Genomic DNA, 13,891 nt, shown 5'->3' with positions numbered 1-13,891 from the left:
GTTCTTCACTCATCGGAATCACCGAGGCGGTAGCTGGCACCGACCCTGAACGCGCAACTCGACTCACCGAACGCGCCGAAACCATCGCCCACACCATCACCAACCCAACCTCTCGAGCCAACGCGCTCGCCATAATCGCCCGGGTGGTGGCCCAGACCAATCCCAAACGCGCCGAAACCATCGCCCGTACCATCGCCAACCCGAACCGGCAGGCCAAGGCACTCATCAGGATCGTCCGGGCGGTGGCCGCGACCGATCCCGAACACGCAGCCCGACTTACCGAACACGCCGAAACCCTCGCCCACACCATCACCGATTCGAACCAACAGGCCGAGATACTCACCGCGATCGCTGATGTCGTCGCAGGTACCGAAGAACGGTGCGAGGCCATTGAGCTCACCTCAGAAAGCTCGGGGGCGCTGGCACGTTCGGGACTATGCGGTTGCGGGAGATCGAGCAAACAATTGCTGGCGCGCGCATGGTCGATCTCCACGTTGGAGATCCCAGTTTCGGCTCTGCCCGTCGTCGACACGTCTACGCTGCATGCCCTTGTGCTCGATCTAACTGACGAGAAGGACGCGAATCTTTAACGTGGGAGATAATTCTGATGTACAGCCCGGCACTAGGACTTCGAGAAATGATCGGCCCTGCCGTTTAACGGAGTCCGGCCAGAAAGTTCCTGCCAAGCCACCGCTGCCGAGGACGTAACCCCTCCTGCGACAGCGACGTCCGTTCCCGTCCGTCGATCCGGCCCCGCTTCATGTGCGTGGACGTCCGTGGGTGTCGCGGGTACGGATGCCGCACTGCCGGAGTTTGGTCAACACGGTGGTCGGGTCGACCCCTAGGCGTTGCCCGATTCGGGCGAGGGACCAGCCCAGGTTGTACAAGTGGATGGCGTCATCGATCTGGTCGGCGGACAGGCCCCGGCGGCGCATCGGCACGTTGTTACGGTGGAGGATCTCGCTGACTGTGCGCCGCTCGATACCGAACCGGACGCCTAACTGGTACACCGTCTCCCCACTCCGATATCCGGTGATGAGTTCTTGAACTTGGTCAGGCCCGAGTCGGCGTGTCCGGCCGGTTCGGGGCTTCGCAATGGGCGGAGGAACAGTGACGCTGGGGTCGGGCAACTTCCGACGCAGCTGCTCCAACGCATCTACCTGCGCTTTCGTGTTCGAGTAAGCTCCCCTAACGTCCACCCACCGAAGCAGCCGCAGGTCATCGACATGCGACTGCTTCGCTGTATGGCATTGCGCGAACACGTTGCGTGGTGTTGGTACTAGATCTGCTGGCACTTTCTGCTGGCGACCACTTGCCCGATACGTATCCGGCCGTACCCGGTTAAGGCTCGGCTAGTGCTCCGACCTGGGTATTCCGACCCTGATGGTGTGGCTAGTCTGGAGAGATGCGAGGAGTCGGAACCCGGGGTGGTTCCCGTACTCGGGCGCGGGCGGCATCAGTGGTGGCAACAGCGAGCCTTATGTCCAGGACTACTGGGGCCTTCTTTTTCGTCGGCGGACTGCTCGCTGCCGTGGTGACCGCACTGACAGGCGACGGGCCGGGTAGTCGCGCGGTCGTGTTCGGGGCAGCGCTGGTCGCGGTGCTCACCGGCATCCTGGTGTATCTGGTGGGTGAGCGGATGCCGGTGCGTGCGCACCCGATCTTGGTATCGCTCGGGACCGTGCTGATCACCATTGCCATTCATTGGCTCCCCGGCGACACCGCCGCGGTCACGCTGTCGTCGATATACGTGTTCGTTGCGTGCGATGCCGCGTTCTTCTTCAGCACGTACGTCACCGGCCTGGAGATCGGGTTCGCCGTGGTGTGCTGCATGGCGGTGTTGGGCACGCGCGAGCACCTGCAATGGTGGACCGGGGTGATCGCGGCCGGGGTGACCGTGATGGTCGGTGTGGTGGTCACGATTGTGGCCCGCAGAGCCGCAGAAGCCGACATCGATGTGCTCACCGGCCTGCTCAATCGGCGCGGTTTCGATCGGTTGCTGAACGCCGAGATCGCCAAGGCCGGGCGGCTCGGCCAACGCCCCGCGCTGGTGTTGGCCGACCTGGACCACTTCCAGACTGACGACAACGGCCACCTCGACCAGCCCACGGGCGATGCGGTGCTGCAGCACGTCGCCGACACCTGGAGTGAGCTGTTGACGCCGGAACAGACGCTGGCCCGGCTCGGTGGCGACCTGTTCGCGGTGCTGCTGCCGGACACGACCGAACGGGCCGCGGTCGGGCTCACCGACCGCATGCGCGCGGCGACAACTACCGGCTGCTCCGCCGGCGTCACGTCATGGCAGCCGCGTGAACCGGCGTCGATGCTGGTCAGCCGGGCCGATGTGGGCCGGTATCGGGCCAAGCAGGCAGGTCCCAACCAGACCAGGCTGGAATCCCGGCAGCGCGTTGCCCTGGCTGAGGAACTGCGCCGGGCCATCGCGGAAGACAACAACCTGGAAGTCCGGTACCAACCGATCGTCAGCCTGCCGCTCGGCGACAAGGTGGTCGGTGTGGAGGCGTTGCTGCGCTGGTCTTCGGCCACCGAGCCTGGCCTCAGCACGATCGAGGTGATCCGCGCCGCGGAGGAGTACAACTTGATTGCCGACCTGGACCAGGCCGTACTACGCCGGGCCTGTGTGGACGCAGTCACGCTGCGGAGAACTGTCGCAGATCTCGACCTCACGCTGAACGTCAATGTCAGCGGTCTGGAGCTGGCCGACAGCGATTACGGCAATCGGGTACGGAGTATTCTGCGCAGCACCGGCTGGCACGCTGGGCAGCTGGTGCTAGAGGTCACCGAGACGCAGTTGGAGGCCGAGTCACCGAACGCGATCGACAACCTGAGCGCCTTGCGGAACGCCGGCGTACGCATCGCTATCGACGACTTCGGCGCCGGTTACTCATCGTTGAGCAGGCTGGCGGCCATTCCAGCGGACATCCTCAAGGTGGACCGGTCCTTCGTCGCGGCGATCACCGCGGACTCCCCCGCGCCACCGCTGCTCGGGGTGATCAAGGCGCTCAGCACCGCGCTCGACATGGAGGTCATCGCCGAAGGGGTCGAGACCGCGCACCAAGCGGCAGTGCTCACCGACCTTGGCTTCTCGCTGGTGCAGGGCTACCACTACAGCGGCCCCCAAACCGTGCAGGCGATCCTCGACGAACTCATCACGCAGCGCGGCATAGCCGCGCACAACGAGCAGTGATCACCGGCACCTGCACCGACCGGGTTTCCGTTGCGCACACACGCGCCCATTCGACGGCTTCCACAACTCGACAACGAGCACAGCACGCCAATGGCCGTCACAATAACCACACACCGTGGCGGCTTCGCCGGGGTCTATGTCCCCGCGTGCCAGTTGCAGGAGGAGGCCCTCGACGAGGGACAGGAGTCCGCGTGCGGTGCGCAGCGCATCATCGCCCGATTGGCCGGTTGCCGTCGCGGGGAGGGCGGCCGCGATGGCGGCCGCGAGTCGATCGGAGCCGGCGGACAGGCGGGCCGACATCTCCGGATTTCGCGCGGCTCGGTTGACCACGGCGAGCCAGGCCATCACCTGGATGCGCCAGCTGTCGTCGGGTCGAGGTTCGGCCGCGGCGGCGATGGCTGCTCCGGGGATCATGCTCCGAAGTACTTCGCGCACAGTCGATTCGGCGTCGCGCGGGTCGGCGAGTGTGGTGAGTTGATCGACCAGCCGCCCATCGAGCATCGGACCGGAGATTCCCCCGGACTTCGTCGGCCTCTCGGCTGCGATGCGCAACGCCTTCATCGCCTTCGCGGCGACCGGCGACCCCGGATGGCCGCGTTTCGACACCACCGAACGGATTCGCCGGATCTGGACCAACCCACCGGGGCTGGACAGCGACACGCTGTCGACGTCCCGCCGGATCTGGCAGCGGGAACCACGCCCGCGGCCGGCCGAGCTCGGCCGACGTCCGCACACCGAATAACCCGAAAGGCATACCTATCCGGTATCGAGCGAGTTTGATGGTGATGTGGACGGCACCCGGATGTCGAGGCCGGTGAACCTGGTGGCGGGAGCCGCCGCGAGGGTCGGCGGAGCTGCTGGGCGCGTGCTGGGTTTCGGGTTCGGCGTCGCGCGGCGGGTGCCGGGCGTCGAGCCGGTGCTCGCGGAGCTGGAACAGCGGGGCGCGGACACCCTGGAGGCCGTCGACGACCTCACCGAACGGGTGCTGCGTGCGGTGGTCGGCCGGATCGTGCGGACCGCGGTCGGCGCTGTCGACCTCACGGAGCTCGTCGTCGACAACGTGGATCTCGACGCGGTGGCCGAACGGATCGATGTCGACAAGATCATCGGGCGGGTCGATCTGGTCGGGTTGGCCGACAGCGTGATCGAGGGTGTCGATCTACCTCGGATCATCCGCGAATCCACCGACTCGATGTCCGCGGAGGCAGTTCTCGGCATCCGGAGCCAGGGGATGCACGCGGACGATGCCGTCGCGGGGTTCGTCGGAAAGTTGCTCCGGCGAGCACCGTCCGAATCGGGCGCGGAGTGAGTGCCCCTGCGCACCGTCCCGCCGGCATCGTGACGCGGTCGATCGCATCGGGGGTCGACGTCGCCGTCGTCCTGGCGATCATGGCCGCGATCTACCTGTGCCTGGCGTTCGCTCGGCTGCTGTTCTCACCGCAGGATTTCACCTGGCCGGACGCCGGTGCGGTGATGTCGACGGGCATATTCATCGCGGTGTCGGTGCTGTATCTCACCGGATGCTGGGCCGTGAGTGGTCGCACCGTCGGCGCCGTGATGATGGGGCTGCGGGTGGTGACCCGCGGCGGCGAACTCGTGGGATGGCCGCGGGCTCTGGTGCGGGCGGTGTTCTGCGTGATGTTCGCGGTCGGATTGTTCTGGGTGGTGGTCGATCCGCGCCGGTATTCGCTGCAGGACATCGTTTTGCGCACCACGGTCGTGTACGACTGGCAGCCGGAGGCCCATTCGCCGGCTTAGGTGCGCAGGATCCGGCGACAACCGCCGATGCTCGAGCGAGCGCACCCACGATCGCGTGATCACCTATCCCGCTGCGGGTTTCGGTGATGTGGCCGGTGGATGTGCGATCGACGGAGTCGTCGGACGCGCCGACTTCGTCGGCATCGGAGGTTTCGTCGCCGACGTCGTGGTCGTTGTGGGCCTTGTCGATGTGGTCGCTCCGGGTGTCGTGGCGACCTCCGGCGACGTGGAAGTCGTCGAACTCGCCGCGATCGTGGTACTCGCGGATGCTGTCGCGGACTTGGTTGTCGTGCCCCTGGCTGCCGTCGTCGTGGTGCCGGCCGGTGCCGTAGTCGTGGTGGTCGACAGGGTGGCGGCCGGCACTCCCGTGGAAGGCAGAGTGGCGGTCGGCACCGTCGTGGCCGGCACAGTCGTGGTCGCCGTCCTCGGATCGGCAGTTACCGTCACCGTCGATGTCTCCACCGAAGTCGTAGGGGCCGTGGATATCGGTGGTGAGACGACCGCGCCCGGATCCGGCACGCCGGGCAAGATCTGGATCGAAAGGCTCGCCGTGGCAGAGAAACTCGCGCCGGCCGACGCCGCCGTCGCGGTATCCGTCGTCGTGGCCGTCGTGGATTCTGTTGCGGTGGCCTGGCCGGCACCGGGATCGATGGGATCCGCGGCCGGTGGCGCGATTCCGGAATCGGCGGTGGTGTCGGTACTGCCCGCGCCGTCGCCCGGTACGGAGATTTCGCTCGACGCGTCGGACATCGGGCTCGCGTTCACCGCGCCGGCTTCGCTGGGAACAGCGCCGCAGTCGAGAGTCTGCACGGCGGGTTCGCCGAGGTGCGACTGCGCCTCGTTCACGTGCGCCGGCGGGCCCGAATCCGCTCGCACCACGAGCGTTATCCCGATCGCCGTGGTCACCAACGCGGTGACCACTCCCGCGCGCGAGACCTGCCGCCGGAATCGTCCGTCCGACCGCGGAATTCGACGCCGAGGCTCATCATCGATATCGGTTGCTGTCACTCGCTGTTCGCTGTTGTCGACGGTTCGCATCCGCCCACCGCTTTCTTCCTTGTGATGCGCCGACCGCCGGAAACGGTGCGCACACCGCCTCCGACACCGAAAACATGCCCGAGCGTCGACGTCGAATTCCGGCAGTTCCGCGAACAGCGAAACGCGCGCATTACGGTGTCGCCTCGCCGAACGGGCGGGGCCTCGAGGCTTCGCGGCCGGGTTTCAGGACCTCGAGTAGGGATCCACGTCGCGCAGTCGTTGCCGGTGGATTTGTTGCAGCTCACCCGCGCGGGTGAGAAAGTCGGCGATTATTTCGAGTTCGTGCGAGTCGTACCAGCTCGACAACATCTTGTAACTCTCGACGAGCATCGGCACGACGATTTCTCGTATGCGATACGCCGCGAGTTCGGTGGCCATCACTATCACGCGACGACGATCGGTCGGATGCAGCGAGCGGGCGATATAGCCCTGCTTCTCCAGCCGATTGAGCATGATCGTGACGCCGGCAGCCGTGATGCCGAGCCGTTCGGCCAGCAGTCCCGGCGTCGTCGACTTCTCGTCGTCGGCCAGCACGATTTCCAAAGCACGCCGGTCGGTTTCGTTCACACCCAGCACTCTGATCAATTCGCGGGCCAGGTCCTCGACGGTTCCGTGGTAGAACTCCAGGGCCCTTTTGAGTTCGACCGAGAGTCGGGCGGGTTCGGCTGTTCTCCGGGATCGCCGCCGGGCGATTGAAGCGGGCATGTGTGCTCCTGTCAATCGATTCGGACGACAGCCGAACCGCGGCTGACGAACATCACGAAAGCTGGCACCGCCGCGGCCGGCGAAGCGACCGTGGGCAGTGTCGGACATGCACTGTACGACACACCGACCCATGCGATACGGTGCATTTCAGAATTCGGTCCAACGGTTTCCCGTACCCCAAACGTGAAGCGGGGCAACCACTATGAGGAACAGCAGTCACCCGTCCCGCCCGGGTGAAACCTGGACCGGGCTGCTGACACAACCCGGTCCAGGCATGTTCACCACCGGCCGCCGGCGCGGACACCGGCCGTCACGCCGTGGCCCCTGTCCGCGGAATCAGCTGACAGATGTGGTGGTGAGGGTCGGGGACGGATTCGGATAACACGAGGTCGCCACATTGCCGACCAAGGCGACGTTGGTCGTCATGGTCATACCGGGATTCGTGTAGCTGGTCCCCGCGTACTTGCTGGTGATCGGCGTGCCGGGAGTACCGGCGGTGACGTTGATGGTCACCGCCGGCGGCGTGAAGCTGGTACCGCCGGCGATCGGACCGGGCACGGTCAGAACGACATTCCCACCCGACGTGGTGACGGTGCCGGCCACGGTCCCCCCGGAGGCGGTGGCCGAGACCAGTGTCGAATTCGCGGGAGTCGGGAAGGTCATCTTCAGGTTGCTGATGTTGTTCACCGTGAAGCCGGACGCCGAACTGGGCACCGACGAGGAACCCGGCGTGAGGGTGATGGCCACCGCCGAACCCGAGGCCGCCGAACTCGGCGCGGTGCCGGTGACCGATGTGGTCATACTCGAGGTCTGGCCGATCCCGAGAATGGTGCCCTTACAGCTCCAGTTCACGCTGACCGGGGCGGCATTCGCCGGTGCCGCCAGACAAAAGACGGTGGCGACCGCCACGGGAGCGAGAACGCCGGCACGAACCAGGGAAGAGATCGATCTCATGACTAACTCCAGAAAATATCGAGCAACGGTACGACCGGATGTCGGACCGCAACACTGAGTTTCTAAAATATAGCTTCTTCTCATCTTTCCATGGTCGAAATCGCGTAATTAAAACGCGTCCAGAATTTCATTATCCGCTATTAATTATTCAGACTGGAAAGTTAATTCCCACAAGATTCTTTTCGTAAAGAGCGCAATTCCACGCCGCATCTCTTCCTGCAATTCCCCCGAATACAACCTTCGACCTGAGAATATATCCCCCCGCGCCGATCGTCAGCTTTCCGGTGGTTACCGTTCACGACATCCGCCCGCGTGCCAGTGGCACGTGAGGGCGGTGCAAGAGCACGATGTCAGGGTTGCCGGCATGACATGGCACAGCGGCTGTCGAGCCGAGGGGAAGACGATTCTGGTCACCGGCGCCAGTGCGGGCATCGGATACTTCGTCGCGGAGCAACTCGCTGCCGCGGGCGCCACAGTGGCGCTCGGGTGCCGCGACACCGCCAAAGCCGGCCTCGCGATCAAGGCGATCCGGAGGCGCGTTCCGCACGCTCGACCGCTCTCGGTGCCGCTGGACCTCGCGGACCTGTCCGCACTGCCCGCGACCGTCGACGCCCTCGGCGTCGAGCGCTTGGACGCGGTCGTACTCAACGCCGGAATACTCCTGTCAGCCCCACAGCGCCGGGTGAACCCGCGGGGACACGAAGCGATGTTCGCGACAAATCATCTCGGCCATTTCGCGCTGGTCGCACACCTGATGCCGAGGCTGACAGCCGCCTCGCGGAGCCGGGTGGTCACGGTGGGCAGCTTCGCCGCGCGGTCGGAGCGGCTGGATCTCGGCGATCTGCAGTCGGAGCGCGACTACCGGCCCGAACGCACCTACGGGCGATCGAAACTGGCGCAGATGATGATCGGTTTCGAATTGGATCGCCGGCTGCGGGCATGCGGGGCCGGCACCGCGAGCATCCTCGCCCATCCCGGCGGCGCCCTGGACTCGCTCACCCCGTCGCGACCACCGCTGTTCGTCCATCCTCCGGCCCAGCGCCTGCGCGGCCTGCCCGCCGGCGTTGTGCTGCACGGCAAGCACGCGGGCGCCGAGAGCATCGTCCGAGCCACCCTCGATGCCGAGATCACCGGTGGTGAGCTGTGGGGGCCGAGGGTTTTCGGCCTTCGTGGACGACCGCATCGCGAAACACCCCATGCCCATATGACCGACGTCGACACCGCGGCCGAGCTCTGGGACGCCTGCGCCGACCTCACCGGCGTCGATCCGCTGAGGTGTCCGGCCCTACCCCGTTGACCCTGGCCGCGGCATTCGCCGACCTCAGCGACAGAAGACTCGCTCAGCAATGTGGCGGCAAACCGGGAGTTCCCCGCTCGCCGTGTAGTAGCTTGACTGATCACCGTTGTTCGCCCGAGAAGAGCGGAGGGGCCGATGCCGAACCTGCCCGCGGGAGGTTTACGGTGGCTCGCCGGGGTCTTCGTCCTGCTCCTCTCGGCGACGACCGTGGGGGCCGCGTCAGCCGGCGGCGATCCGGTGGATCGGTCGCCGGTCGCCGCGCAGGCCGCCTTGAACGTGTACTCACCGGCGATGGACCGGTCCGTCCCCGTGCGGGTGCTGCGCCCGGCGGATACCTCGGCGCCCCGCCCGACGCTGTATCTCCTCGACGGCGTCGAGGGCGGGGAAACCGGGTCGGGATGGCTCGACCGCACCGACGTGGCGACGTTCTTCGCCGACCAGAACGTGAATGTCGTGCACGATTCGTGGCCGATGTTCGCGGCCGTGATCGGCGCCTGAACATTGGTGAAGGCGCCATGAAGATTTCGGGAGAAAAGCGACAGATCGGGCAGGAAATCTTCCGCTTGCCGGACAACCCGTTTCACTTTTCGCGCAGGTCCGCGTACGGCGAAGAATCTTCACCCAATATTCCCCGAGCTGTATTGCGGGAAGCCGCGTTCTACTTTATGCTCGCCGCCTTCGCCGATTTGTTTGCAGGAAATAGCCGGGGGTACTCGCGCACACAGAACGCACCTATTGTCAGCGCCGATCGATTCCGAGTGGTGATGACCTGCGCACTTTAGGCAACTCGAGGAGAGGATTGATTGCGATGACGGTTGGTCTCGACGTTCGTTCCGAGCGTGAGCGCGTCGCCCGCGCATGCCGCCCCGGGCAGCCGTTGCCCGAATTCGTCTACAGCAGCGACGAAGACGCGCTCTGGTCACGGGTTTTCGCGACGCTTCGGGCCATGCACGAGGAACTGGGATGTGCGGAGTATCGTGCCGCCGCTCGCATCGTTCAACTGCCCGCCGACCGGGTACCGCAGATGAGCGAGGTTACCCGCACGCTTCGGTCCCTGACCGGTTTCGAGCTTGCACCGGCCATCGGAAGCCAGCCGGGACGCCTGTTCTACGGCCCCATGGCCGACGGCATCCTGCACGCGACCCCGGACGTGCGGCCGGTGACCGAACAATCGTTCTCGCCCGATCCCGATGTCATCCACGAATTGGTCGGACATGCGGTGATACTCGCCGATCCGGAATTCGCGGAACTGTATCGCTGCTTCGGCCGCGCCGCCAACCGCGCCACCTCCGACGAGGAGCGGGCCGCGATCGCGCGATTGTTCTGGTTCACACTGGAGGTCGGCGTGGTCGCCGAAAAGGGTCATCCGCGCGCGTACGGAGCCGCGATTCTGTCCTCGGTCACGGAGATGGAGTCCTTCGTGCATGCGGATCTGCGAGAGTTCCGGGTCGAGGACATACTCACCAGCGATATCGACGACAGCATTTGCCAGCCCCTCCTCTTCGTCGCCGATTCGGTCGACCGGATGACGGCGGAAGTAGAGGGCTTTCTCCGGACGCGGGTCGGATCGTGATGTCGCCTTCTCGCACAAACACTTTCGTCGATATCCTCGCCGTCGAGATTTAAGGAATTGCGGTGGTAGACCTCTCGAGTACCACGCGTCGTCACGACGGCGTGGCTCCGGACGCGGACTTCTTCGAATTGTCGGTAGCGCAGTCGGAACTGTGGCTGGCCCAGCAATTACATCCCTCGGTTCCGTTCTCCATCTCCCAATACACCGATGTGCAGGGCGAACTCGATCTGGGCCTGCTCCAGCAGTGCGCCCGCCGCGCCGCGCGCGAATTGCAGTCGCCGCATGTGCGATTCGCCGTCGTCGGGGGCCGACCGCGCCAATACCTCGACCACGAGCTGGACGCCGGATTCGACTGCATAGATCTGAGTGATCACCCCGATCCCGAACGCGCCGCCGACGAGTGGATGAGCCGGGATCATCATCGGGGCATCGACCTGACCGGCGACGACGTCACGAAGACGGTGCTGTTCACTCTCGGCCCCGGCCGTTATCGCTGTTATGCGCGCAGCCACCACATCGCCGTCGACGGTTTCGGCGCCGCTCGGGTGTTGCAGCGAACGGCCGAATTACATTCCGCCGCAACCGAAGGACGGCCCCCCGCACCGTGCCGGGCGGTGTCACTGACCGAGATCGTGGCGGCCGAGCAGCGGTACCGGTCCTCGTCCCGGTTCGCCGCCGACCGCGAGTACTGGGGCAAGGAGCTGGCCGGCCTCGATCACGTAACGCGCCTCAGCGAGCGGTACGCGGCGCCCTCGGCACACCCTCATATCGCGCATGCGATTGTCGATGCGGAGGTCATGGCACGGCTCGACGCCGCAGCGCGGCGGTACGGCACGGGGGTGGCCGAGGTGCTGGTCGCGGCGGTGACCGCCTTTCTCGCGCAGATGACCGGTGATACCGATGTCACGGTGTCGCTGCCCGTCGCCGGTCGCACCACGGGAGCGCTGCGGCAGTCGGCCGGGATGGTCTCCAACGTGGTGCCGTTGCGAGTGCGGGGCGTGGCCGAGAGCACGGTGGGCGACCTCGTCCGCCAGGTGCGCCTGAACATGATCGGCGCGCTGCGCCACCAGTTGTACCGGCACGAAGACCTGCTCCGTGACCACGGCGTGGGCCGGGCCGGTCGCCACGGCTACGGCCCGCTGATCAACGTTCTCAGCCTGCCCGACAGCATCGACTTCGGCGCCGTTCGCGGTCGGACGCAACTGCTTTCGGCCGGCCCGGTGGAGGATATGGCGATCAGCTGCTACCGCTTCGGCGACGAGCCGTTCGTCGTCGACTTCCACGCCAACCCGGAGCTGTATCGGGCAGACGAAGTGGAGGGGTATCGGCAGCAGTTCATGGAGTGCCTGTCCCGATTCCTGTGGGCCGACGCTACGGAGAAGGTGTTCGCGGCTGTCGCCGGTACCCACACGATCGCCGCCCCGCAGCAGCGGCAGCACCAGCGGTTGCTGCCGGAGTTGCTCTCCGGCGGAATCGATGCCGGTGAACGGATCGCACTGAGTGGGCCGGACCGATCGGTGACCTATCGCGAACTCGACGAGACGACCGCGCAGTGGGCGCGCGAGCTGATCGCGCACGGAGCCGGGCCGGAAGTCGTTGTCGCGGTGGCGTTGTCCCGGTCGGTGGAATCGGTCATGGCGCTGTGGGCGGTCGCCCGGGCCGGCGCGGTGTTCTTCCCGGTCAATCCCGCCGATCCTCCGGCGCGCGTGTCGAAGCTGATCGCCGATTCCGGTGCGGCGCTGGGCATCACCCGCACCGAGTGGCGCACGCCTCTGGAGAGCACCGCGGTCGATTGGCTGTTGCTCGACAGCGACGAGTTCACCCGTGCCGCCGCGGCCCGGTCGACCGCCGCGGTGACCGACGCGGATCGGATACGACCGCTGCGGGCCGCCCACCCGGCCTATCTGATCTACACCTCCGGATCGACCGGTGAACCCAAGGGAGTGCTGAGCACCCACGAAGGTCTGGCGACATTGGCCGACGATCTGCGCACCCGTAACCGCATCGGCAGCGATTCGGTGGTGTTGCAGGCACATTCACCGTTCTGCGATGCGTCGATGCTCGAATATCTCTCCGCGTTCACGCCCGGAGCGAAGCTGGTGGCACTCGCGCCGGACATCATTGCGGGACAGCGGCTTTCGCAGGTGATGGAGGACGAGGGCGTCACCCATCTGGTGGTTACACCGGCCATTCTGGCGACGCTCGACCCGGACCGATTGCCGGCGCTGCGGACCGTCACCGTGGGCGGTGACAAATGCCCGCCGGCATTGGCCGAACGCTGGGCGGGCCGGCTCCCGATGTTCAACTCCTATGGCCCCACCGAGGCCACCGTCGTGGTGACCCAAACCGAACCGCTCGATCCGAACGCGCTCATCACGATCGGCCGCGGACTGCCCGGCGTGCAGACTCCGGTACTGGACGCCCGGCTGCGCCCGGCGCCACGCGGCGCCCGCGGCGAACTGTATCTCGCCGGGGACGCCTTGGCGCGCGGGTATCTCGGGCGGCCCGGCATCACCGCGCAGAGTTTCGTGGCAAATCCTTACGGAGAGCCCGGAACTCGGATGTATCGCACGGGTGACATGGTCCGGGAACAACCCGACGGCACGCTCGAGTACCTCGGCCGTGGCGATGTTCAAATCTCGCTGCGGGGGCAGCGCATCGAGCCGTCCGAGGTGGAGCGCGCACTGGCCGCGGACGAGACGGTCGATCAGGCCGTGGTGCGGGTGTGGACGTCCGAGGCGCTCGGCGATCGGCTGATCGGCTATGTCGTCCCCACGGCGGCCGCGAAGGAGCACTTCGACCGCACCGCCGTCCTGGCGCGACTACGCACCGTGCTGCCGCCCGGCATGATTCCGGCGATGCTGGTGCCGCTGCCCGAGATACCGATCAATCCGAGCAGCGGCAAGACCGATCGATCCGCGTTGCCGGATCCGCAGACGTTGCCGCGTCCGGCATTCCGCGCGCCGACATCGCCGATCGAGCGCACGGTCGCGGAGACCATCGCCGAGGTCACCGGGCAATCTCGGGTCGGCTTGGACGACAACTTCTTCGAACTCGGCGGCAACTCGTTGCTGGGCGTCGAGCTGTGCCGGCAACTGTCGGAGCGGACCGGCACGACGGTGACGATTTCCTCGCTGTTCACCCCGACGGTGCACACCTTGGCCGCCGCCATCGAGGCCACGGCGGCCGACGGGAACAGCAATGTGGCGGTCGGCGGTTCGGCGCTGGAGCCGGTTCTTCCGTTGCGTGGCAGCGGTTCCGGGACTCCGCTGATCTGCCTGCATTCCGCCGTTCCGCTCTCGTGGTGCTACTCGGGTCTGCTGCGGTACGTCACCGACCGGCCCGTCTACGGTCTGCAGTC

General features: G+C 66.1%; 13 protein-coding genes. 10 read left to right on the top strand and 3 right to left on the bottom strand.

Annotated features, from left to right (window positions below; translation table 11 throughout):
* Together A5780_RS41190 and A5780_RS21870 are read left to right on the top strand one after the other, a co-directional pair.
* Window positions 1-590, top strand: a 590-nt coding sequence (locus tag A5780_RS41190; protein ID WP_197521828.1) for a hypothetical protein, incomplete at its 5' end; no start/stop codon positions are given.
* 1,010 nt (window positions 591-1,600) lie between these two features.
* Entirely contained in the window at window positions 1,601-3,205 is a 1,605-nt protein-coding gene (locus tag A5780_RS21870; protein ID WP_231983046.1) for a bifunctional diguanylate cyclase/phosphodiesterase, read from the top strand.
* Here the strand turns inward: A5780_RS21870 and A5780_RS21865 are convergent, their stop codons facing one another.
* Window positions 3,206-3,865 carry a TetR family transcriptional regulator C-terminal domain-containing protein gene (locus A5780_RS21865; RefSeq protein WP_156769598.1) on the bottom strand — a complete coding sequence of 220 codons (660 nt, stop codon included), beginning with the start codon at window positions 3,863-3,865 and terminating at the stop codon, window positions 3,206-3,208. It lies immediately after the preceding gene.
* 127 nt (window positions 3,866-3,992) lie between these two features.
* Here A5780_RS21865 and A5780_RS21855 point away from each other — a divergent pair, with 127 nt between their 5' ends.
* The 3 genes from A5780_RS21855 to A5780_RS21845 are packed head-to-tail and all read left to right on the top strand — an operon-like array spanning window position 3,993 to window position 6,026.
* Window positions 3,993-4,514, top strand: coding sequence for a hypothetical protein (locus tag A5780_RS21855; protein ID WP_064909442.1), 522 nt, complete (start codon window positions 3,993-3,995; stop codon window positions 4,512-4,514).
* On the top strand, window positions 4,511-4,963 hold the full coding sequence (locus tag A5780_RS21850) for an RDD family protein (protein WP_064909441.1): 453 nt from the start codon (window positions 4,511-4,513) through the stop codon (window positions 4,961-4,963). The genes A5780_RS21855 and A5780_RS21850 overlap by 4 nt, the downstream gene beginning before the upstream one ends.
* Before the next feature lie 55 nt (window positions 4,964-5,018).
* Entirely contained in the window at window positions 5,019-6,026 is a 1,008-nt protein-coding gene (locus tag A5780_RS21845) for a hypothetical protein (protein WP_064909440.1), read from the top strand.
* 158 nt (window positions 6,027-6,184) lie between these two features.
* Here A5780_RS21845 and A5780_RS21840 read toward each other — a convergent pair whose 3' ends face one another.
* Together A5780_RS21840 and A5780_RS42040 are read right to left on the bottom strand one after the other, a co-directional pair.
* Complete coding sequence (locus A5780_RS21840; RefSeq protein WP_063009232.1) at window positions 6,185-6,706, bottom strand: MarR family winged helix-turn-helix transcriptional regulator; 522 nt, start codon at window positions 6,704-6,706, stop codon at window positions 6,185-6,187.
* A gap of 336 nt (window positions 6,707-7,042) precedes the next feature.
* Window positions 7,043-7,660, bottom strand: a complete 618-nt coding sequence (locus A5780_RS42040; protein ID WP_227463022.1) for a hypothetical protein — start codon at window positions 7,658-7,660, stop codon at window positions 7,043-7,045.
* A gap of 364 nt (window positions 7,661-8,024) precedes the next feature.
* Here A5780_RS42040 and A5780_RS21830 point away from each other — a divergent pair, with 364 nt between their 5' ends.
* The 5 genes from A5780_RS21830 to A5780_RS21815 form a co-directional block, all read left to right on the top strand.
* Window positions 8,025-8,957, top strand: coding sequence for an SDR family NAD(P)-dependent oxidoreductase (locus A5780_RS21830; RefSeq protein ID WP_064909439.1), 933 nt, complete (start codon window positions 8,025-8,027; stop codon window positions 8,955-8,957).
* 135 nt (window positions 8,958-9,092) lie between these two features.
* Window positions 9,093-9,455 (top strand): hypothetical protein, encoded by a 363-nt coding sequence (locus A5780_RS39275; protein WP_064901675.1) that lies wholly within the window; start codon window positions 9,093-9,095, stop codon window positions 9,453-9,455.
* Window positions 9,422-9,739: a hypothetical protein gene (locus A5780_RS40125; RefSeq protein WP_146102175.1), complete on the top strand. Its 318-nt coding sequence runs from the start codon at window positions 9,422-9,424 to the stop codon at window positions 9,737-9,739. The genes A5780_RS39275 and A5780_RS40125 overlap by 34 nt, the downstream gene beginning before the upstream one ends.
* Before the next feature lie 26 nt (window positions 9,740-9,765).
* On the top strand, window positions 9,766-10,530 hold the full coding sequence (locus A5780_RS21820; protein WP_064901674.1) for an amino acid hydroxylase: 765 nt from the start codon (window positions 9,766-9,768) through the stop codon (window positions 10,528-10,530).
* A gap of 62 nt (window positions 10,531-10,592) precedes the next feature.
* On the top strand, window positions 10,593-13,891 hold a 3,299-nt coding region (locus A5780_RS21815; RefSeq protein WP_082976637.1), incomplete at its 3' end, for a non-ribosomal peptide synthetase.

It is taken from the genome of Nocardia sp. 852002-20019_SCH5090214, assembly GCF_001665865.1.
Taxonomy (GTDB): Bacteria; Actinomycetota; Actinomycetes; order Mycobacteriales; family Mycobacteriaceae; genus Nocardia; species Nocardia nova.
This window is presented reverse-complemented; position numbering and strand designations above follow the sequence as displayed.

Bases quoted from the DNA above. Each gene is read 5' to 3' on its own strand.
- A5780_RS21840 (WP_063009232.1), bottom strand. From the start codon at position 6,706: ATGCCCGCTTCAATCGCCCGGCGGCGATCCCGGAGAACAGCCGAACCC.
- A5780_RS42040 (WP_227463022.1), bottom strand. From the start codon at position 7,660: ATGAGATCGATCTCTTCCCTGGTTCGTGCCGGCGTTCTCGCTCCCGTG.
- A5780_RS21830 (WP_064909439.1), top strand. From the start codon at position 8,025: ATGACATGGCACAGCGGCTGTCGAGCCGAGGGGAAGACGATTCTGGTC.
- A5780_RS39275 (WP_064901675.1), top strand. From the start codon at position 9,093: ATGCCGAACCTGCCCGCGGGAGGTTTACGGTGGCTCGCCGGGGTCTTC.
- A5780_RS21820 (WP_064901674.1), top strand. From the start codon at position 9,766: ATGACGGTTGGTCTCGACGTTCGTTCCGAGCGTGAGCGCGTCGCCCGC.